This is a genomic window from Micromonospora sp. DT62 (genome assembly GCF_049847285.1).
Classification (GTDB): Bacteria; Actinomycetota; Actinomycetes; order Mycobacteriales; family Micromonosporaceae; genus Micromonospora; species Micromonospora reichwaldensis.
Genome location: NZ_JBNCOB010000037.1, coordinates 48,645 through 55,074 on the forward strand (window position 1 = coordinate 48,645; position 6,430 = coordinate 55,074).

The 6,430-nt window shown below is 68.2% G+C and carries 6 protein-coding genes; 1 reads left to right on the top strand and 5 read right to left on the bottom strand.

The genetic code is table 11. The annotated features are described in order from the left end of the window. Positions 1 to 15: 15 nt before the first annotated feature. Together ACPXCB_RS30115 and ACPXCB_RS30120 are read right to left on the bottom strand one after the other, a co-directional pair. A complete protein-coding gene (locus ACPXCB_RS30115; RefSeq protein ID WP_311414101.1) occupies positions 16 to 846 on the bottom strand; it encodes a carbohydrate ABC transporter permease in 831 nt (276 codons plus the stop codon). Further along, positions 843 to 1,808, bottom strand: a complete 966-nt coding sequence (locus tag ACPXCB_RS30120; protein ID WP_425879370.1) for a carbohydrate ABC transporter permease — start codon at positions 1,806 to 1,808, stop codon at positions 843 to 845. The genes ACPXCB_RS30115 and ACPXCB_RS30120 overlap by 4 nt, the downstream gene beginning before the upstream one ends. 540 nt (positions 1,809 to 2,348) lie before the next feature. On the opposite strand from ACPXCB_RS30120, the gene ACPXCB_RS30125 reads away from it, so the two are divergent. Continuing rightward, positions 2,349 to 2,828 (top strand): hypothetical protein, encoded by a 480-nt coding sequence (locus ACPXCB_RS30125; RefSeq protein WP_425879372.1) that lies wholly within the window; start codon positions 2,349 to 2,351, stop codon positions 2,826 to 2,828. A gap of 174 nt (positions 2,829 to 3,002) precedes the next feature. Here ACPXCB_RS30125 and ACPXCB_RS30130 read toward each other — a convergent pair whose 3' ends face one another. The 3 genes from ACPXCB_RS30130 to ACPXCB_RS30140 form a co-directional block, all read right to left on the bottom strand. Beyond that, entirely contained in the window at positions 3,003 to 3,299 is a 297-nt protein-coding gene (locus tag ACPXCB_RS30130) for a hypothetical protein (protein ID WP_425879374.1), read from the bottom strand. Beyond that, on the bottom strand, positions 3,256 to 4,047 hold the full coding sequence (locus ACPXCB_RS30135; RefSeq protein WP_425879375.1) for a hypothetical protein: 792 nt from the start codon (positions 4,045 to 4,047) through the stop codon (positions 3,256 to 3,258). Before ACPXCB_RS30135 ends, ACPXCB_RS30130 begins: the two co-directional genes overlap by 44 nt. A gap of 284 nt (positions 4,048 to 4,331) precedes the next feature. Next, the coding region (locus tag ACPXCB_RS30140; RefSeq protein WP_425879377.1) for a toxin glutamine deamidase domain-containing protein at positions 4,332 to 6,430 on the bottom strand (2,099 nt) is incomplete at its 5' end.

The following is a 6,430-nucleotide window of genomic DNA, read 5'->3' on the forward strand; positions in this document are numbered from 1 at the left end:
CTCCTTCTCGATGGTTCAACGCAGCGCCCCGGCGGTCAGCCCGCGGACGATGTAGCGCTGGCCGAAGATCACGACGGCCAGCGTGGGGATCAGGGACAACGCGACGCCGGCGAGGACGAGGCCCGGCTGCGCCGCCTCGGCGTCGTTGAGCTGGGAGATGCCGATCTGCAGCGTCTGGAACTCGGTGTCGCGGATCAGGATCAGCGGCCAGAAGTACTGGTTCCACGCCGAGAGGAAGACGTAGACCCCGACCGCCGCGATGGAGGGCTTGGACAGCGGCACGATGACCCGCCACAGCAGCCGCCAGTGGCCGCACCCGTCGATCACCGCGGCGTCGCGCAGCTCGGTCGGGAACTGCAGGAACGCCTGCCGCAGCAGGAACGTGCCGAACGCCGAGGCGAGGAAGGGCAGCACCAGGCCGAGGTACGTCAGCCCGCCGCGCGTCAGGCCCCAGTCGGAGATGGCCAGGTAGTTGGGGATGATGATCGCTTCCCACGGCACCATGAGGGTGGCGAGGAAGAGGCTGAACGTCGCCGCCTTCGCCGGCAGGCGCAGGAACGCGAAGGCGTACGCGGCGAAGATGCTGGTGACGACCTGCGCCACGGTGATGATCCCGGCCTGCACGGCGGAGTTCGCGTAGAAGCGGCCGAGCGGCACCGAGCGGAACACGTCGGTGATGTTCTGCCAGTGCAGCGCGCTCGGCACCAGCGCGGGCGGATAGGTCGCCAGGTCGCCGGGGCCCATCACGGCGCCGACGAACCCGTAGTAGACCGGGAACAGCACGGGGATCGCGGCCAGGCCGAGCACGACGTAGACGGCGACCCGGCCGAGGTTGAGCTTTTTCATCGGTAGTGGACCCGCCGTTCGAGGACGCCGAATTGGACGGCCGTGCAGCCGAGCATGATGACCAGCAGCACGACGGCCTGCGCGCTGGCCGCGCCGAAGTCGGAGGAGCCGAAGGCGAACGCCTTCTCGTAGATCGAGTAGACCAGGGTCGTGGTGGCCTGGTCCGGCCCGCCCTTGGTCAGGATGTGGATCTGCCCGAAGCTCTGCAGGGCGTGGATCGTGGAGATCACGACGAGGAAGAACAGTTGCGGGGAGAGCAGCGGAACGGTGATCCGCGTCGCCAGCCGCCAGCCGGTCGCGCCGTCCAGCCGCGCCGCCTCCACCACCTCGGGCGAGATCGCCGAGACCCCGGCGGAGAGCACGAGGATGTTGTAGCCGAAGTTCATCCACACCGTCGCGGCGCAGACGGCGAGCAACGCGATCGACGGGTCGGTGAGCCAGTTGACCCGGTCGAAGCCGAGGGAGCCGAGCAGGCCGTTCGCCACCCCGATCGCCGGGTTGTAGATGACGGCGAAGATGACCGACGCGGTCGCCACCGAGAACGCGAACGGCAGCGCGAACGCGGTGCGCAGCGCCCGTACGCCCCGGATGCGCGCCTCCAGCAGCAGCACCACGAAGAGCGCGCCCAGCACGGCCGGCACCACCGAGAAGAGCGTGAACAGCGCCGTCGTGGCCAGCACCTTGCCGAACTCACCGGACAGCATGTCCCGGTAGTGCGCCGCGCCGACGTACTCCGACGCGGCGCCGAAGATGTCGTTGCCGTGCACCGACAGGTACAGGGTCCGCCCGAGCGGCCAGAACACGAACAGTGCGAAGACCCCCACCGAGGGCAGCAGCATCAGCCACGCGAGACCGGACTCGCTGAAGCGTGCGCGCCGCACCTGTCGGGCGGTGGAGGGCGTGGAATCTGAGGTCAGGGAGCGGTCGCCCGGTGGCGCGCCGACGGTGGCAGGGGGAGGCACCGCAGCACCCTACCAACGACATTGAGGGATAGACATCATTCGGGCGGGATGTGCCGTCAGCGCGGGGGCAGGCGCCGCGAATATCTCGGCTCTTGACGCAAACGGGCAGCCCGGGCGTGGTCGAGCCCCTACGGTCGGTTGTCGACACCGCGTCCCGACACCACCGGCCCGAGGAGCCAGACCATGCAGACGATCGTGGCCGGTGGCCCGCAACGTGCCCGCTGCGGATTGGACGCGTCGCGGGCGGTCCGGCCCGGTCCCACCGATGCCGAGCACCCCTGCGGTACGTGACCGTGCCGGCAGGCCACTCCGACGATCACGGCGACCGCCGCCGACCCGAGGGCGGACGTGCAACCGGGGCGCGGAACCGTCGAGAGGAGGATTCCCGTCTTGACGGCCTCACCGGCCGGCTCGACAAGCCGATGGGGTTCCTGCTGCTGGTGCTCGTACAGTCGGTCACTCACGACGAGGCACTCAGCAGCGTCCTCACGGTCGCCAACTGGATCCTGTGGGCCGTGTTCGTGGCGGAGTTCGTCCTGCGTGCCTGGATGGCTCGGCACTGCCCGGCAGTTCTGGAAGCAGAACTGGTGGCAGGTGATCTTCCTCGCCGTACCCTTCCTGCGGTTCGCCCGCGCGGCCATCGCGCTTCGGGCGGCCCGGGGAGCCGGAGTGGTCGCCGCCGCCGTTCGCGGCTCCCGCTCGGCCGGCCGACTGCTCACCGACCGGCTGGCCTGGCTCGCCGTCGTGACGGTGACGGTCATCGCGACCGCAGGGCAGTTGCTGACAGTGACCGGCTCCTACCGGAACCACGGGCAGGCCCTGCACGACGCCGCGCTCACCACCATCAGCGGTGTGCCGCTCTGCGCGACCGACACGTTCGCGCAGATCCTCGAACTGGTGCTGGCCGTCTATTCCGTGGTGGTGTTCGGCACCCTCGCCGGCGCCCTCGGGGCGTACTTCCTCAGTCATGGGCACACGGCAGACGAGCCCGAACAGCGGGAGCCGGAGCCGGGGCGGTGAGCGGTACGCGCATCCAGCCCGACTCACCGCCCGGACAGCGCTGTTCCACCGAGCAACGCGTGCTTTTGCTGCGCGCGTACGAACACGCCAGTCCGCCCCGGTCGCACTGCTGCCGCCCGGCGAGGTCAGGGGTGCCTGCTCCGCCGAGAACGTCTCGCTCGATCGCCAGCGAACTCACTGAGCCGATCGGAGCCCTTCCTCAAGCATCAGTGCAATCGAATCCTCGTCCGGCAGGCACTCGCCTCCAGTGACCTCCTGCACCACGCCTTCGACCGCAGACCTGTCGACGTTCTCATACCTGTCCAGGTTGCGATAATCGTCGAGGAACCTGAGAACGAGGCCCGGGTCGTATGTCCAGGCAGCCTTACGATGGTTCCACAGGACAGCGGACTCAGTGGCCGGATCCATTATGAAAATTCCCGCCGGTCTAGCCTTGGCGTCGTCTCGGTAAATTACGTAGTACGTCAACATCACTCTTCCCCAGTCGCACGAGGATTTCGTCGGAGATCGGAAAGTCTTCTGCCGTCAAGCCGAAGTCCTCAACGGCCTGCGAAAAGCTACGCCCCTCATCGGCCAACCTGCGTAGGTATTCGCCCCAGACTCGACGGTTCGCAAGTATCCACTTCGCGAAAGTGGCGTCTTTGGCCGGGAAGTCATCGGAAAGCCCTGGCGGCACCTGGCCCGGCATCCCGGACCTCCGGTTGACGAGAAGCATCTGCATGAGGGCACGAATGCGCCGCTCAGGAGCCTCAGAACTCCGACGCAACACCTCGTACGCCTCATGCGTCAGCAGCCAGGACTCCCTGGATGCATCGCTGTGCAGTTGCACCTCGAAAATTTGCCCGCCTGGCGAAACGATTGTGCAGTTGAACCCGTAGAATCGATTGCCCGTACGCCAAAAGTTCTTGCAGCTTTCGGCGTCGACACCATATCCCATCTCGGTCAACTCCGCGAGGATCGCCCGCACGGCGTCCCTGTACCAGTCTTTCGACGGCATGGAGAACGAGAACCTGAGGACGTCGTTCACGTCTCGACTGAACTCTTCCACCGAAATGCCGAGCGCCTGCGCTTCGTCAAGGTACTTACGAATCAGCGAGTCGAGGGCCTTCACCCTGAATTCCCGATCTTGCAGGGCGATTGGCTGATCAAGCCTCAATCGCGCTGTCACCCGCGCTCCCACATCTGCCAGCGCGTCCTCGACCTCGTCAGCAGCAGCCACGGCTTGGCTTCGCAGGAGGGCCAGGGCAGCATGCTCCTGAGGCGACAACTGCGCAAGTAGCGGTGACAGCTCATCTGGCTCCCCCTGGTCCGGCGGGTCCTCACCGACCGGGGGTCCTGAGCCTACTGAGCCTGGTCCGTCCAGGAGATACGTGCGGTTGAGGTGTAGTTCGCCGTATCCCTGGTCGGTGTCGGCGGGTGGGTATTGCGGTAGGTCTGGTCGTTGGCTGAATCGTCCTCGTCGTAGTCCGCCCAGTGGCATGGGTCTGCCGTCGGAGCCGAGTATCAGGACTTCGGTGTCGACGGCGTTGTGGGGTGCGCGGCGCCGTGGTGCCGGTAGAGGGGTGTGGTGGACACGGCGCCGGTCTGTGGGTCGAGGTAGAGGATGGTGCCGTTCTGGTTGAGGGCGACCCAGATGTGGGCGCCGCCCTGTTCCCAGTTGTTGATGACGAAGGCGAAGCTGCCGTGGCCGCCGAGGCGTAGTTGGGCGTGGAGGTTGCGGTATCCGGTGTCGATGGCGTGTTGTCGTTGGGGGCCCTGGATGTCCTGGGTGGGCTGGCAGAGGCGTTGGAAGCGTCCTCCGGTGATGTCTTCCACCCGTCCGATGCCGTCTCGTTCGCCGTTGATGGGGCGTGTGACGTCGCCCGCCAGGTAGGCGTCGAAGGTGCGGGGGGCGGCCACCCGGGGGCGGCCGTGCATCCAGGTGTCGAACATCGACAGGGTGCAGTCGATGCAGTTGATGCCGCGGGTCGCGTCGGCCTGCGGTCCGCCGTCGTTGACCAGGCCGAACCAGCCGCCCTCTCGCGGGTCGGCGTTACGGCGGACGCTTCCGTCGGGTTCTCGGGGGACCTGCCGCTCGATGTCGGTCTGGTGCAGCGCCAGCGGCGGACGCAGACCGCCGGGCCGGCCGTAGTCGCGTGACCGGTCGATCGGCGGCGGATGGTCGTCGCCCGTCAACGCCGAACGGTCGACGGTCTCCACGGCACCGTACGCCAGGGTGCCGACGTCATCATTGATCCGACGAAAGTCCGCATCAGCGACGGCGACGACACCTGGGGCGGACGCTCCGGCGAGTACCGCTTCTGCCAGATCGTTCTGCTGGTGATACCAGCGCTCCCGGTCACGGGAACCCATGAAGTAGCGCTCAGCGGCGGCGCGATGTCCGGCCTGCGCCAGGCGACGACCCTCGCTGACCAGCCAACGAGCCTCGTCGTAACTCCGTTCGGCGGCCTGACGCAGTCGCGCCGCACTGTCCAGACGGCGATTCTGCTCATGAGTCGTGCGCTGGAACTCGAAGTGCCCCCGGTAGCGGCGTCGCTCGAACGCGTCCTGGTCCGCAGCCCACCTTGCGGCGTACCACTCCGGGGTGCGCGGACGCGGGGACGGCTGTCCTTGCGTTCTCGGCGGGTGTGGTGCCACGTCGGGCGTGCGGTCAGGCGATGACGGGTCGACAGGTCTTTCCGGTGCCACCTCTGAAACCCGTGGGGACCACGCCTGCGGTGCGGCGGTTCTCGCCGCCGTCTCGCCGGACGTGACCGGCATCGTGGGGATCACCGCGGACGCTTGCGCCCCCGGAACGCCGGCGAGCGCTGCGTTGGCAACCGAACCGTGGGAGGCAGGTCCGCCGGTCGTTTGCGGAGCGGTTGTCGCGACGCTGGTGTTCTGCGCGGTCAGCCCCGCACCGGGTACCGGATCGCTGACGGGGCCCGGGACACCGGACGAGGCGGGAGCAACTGTCGTGGGTGCGGTCGGCGCGACGGAGGAGAGCGTCGGGTCGAGCGGAGCCTTCGGTGCCTCGACCTGTGGCGCCGGGACCACGCCCCGATTCCCGGCATCCGCCCCTGGAGCGTTTCGCGCCTCGGCGAGCGCACCATCGACCGCCGGGGCGGCCCTATACGCGGCGGAGACGGCGTCGGAATCCCGGGACGGGGCGCTGGATCCGCTCCCGCGCTGGTCGGGGATCCGGTTGCCGGATTCGGCCGCGCCTGCATCGGGAGGGGTGAACGACCCCGCCGCGGCCCTGGTGCCGACTGGCGACGTGTCAACGTCGACGGCATGCCCAGAACGGGACGTCGCCGAGTCTGGCGCCGAGAGCGGATGGTGGGATGGCTCCGCGCTTGGTGTCGCGCTCGCGATGGGAGACGAGGGCTGTGCGGGGGCCGCATTGTCCGCCGAGTCGAACGGCATGCCGGCCAGGGCGCTGAGCTGGCCGTTGAGCCGTGCCTGCAACGCCGCGTCGGCCTGCGCGGTGGCGGAACCACGCGCACCCGACGCCGCCGCACGGGCCGCGTCCTCCACCGAGGTCAACCCCTGCCCGGTAGCCAGTCTCGCGGCCTGGTCAGCCATCACCTCGCCGGCCATCTCACGACCGAAGTGCTCCCCGA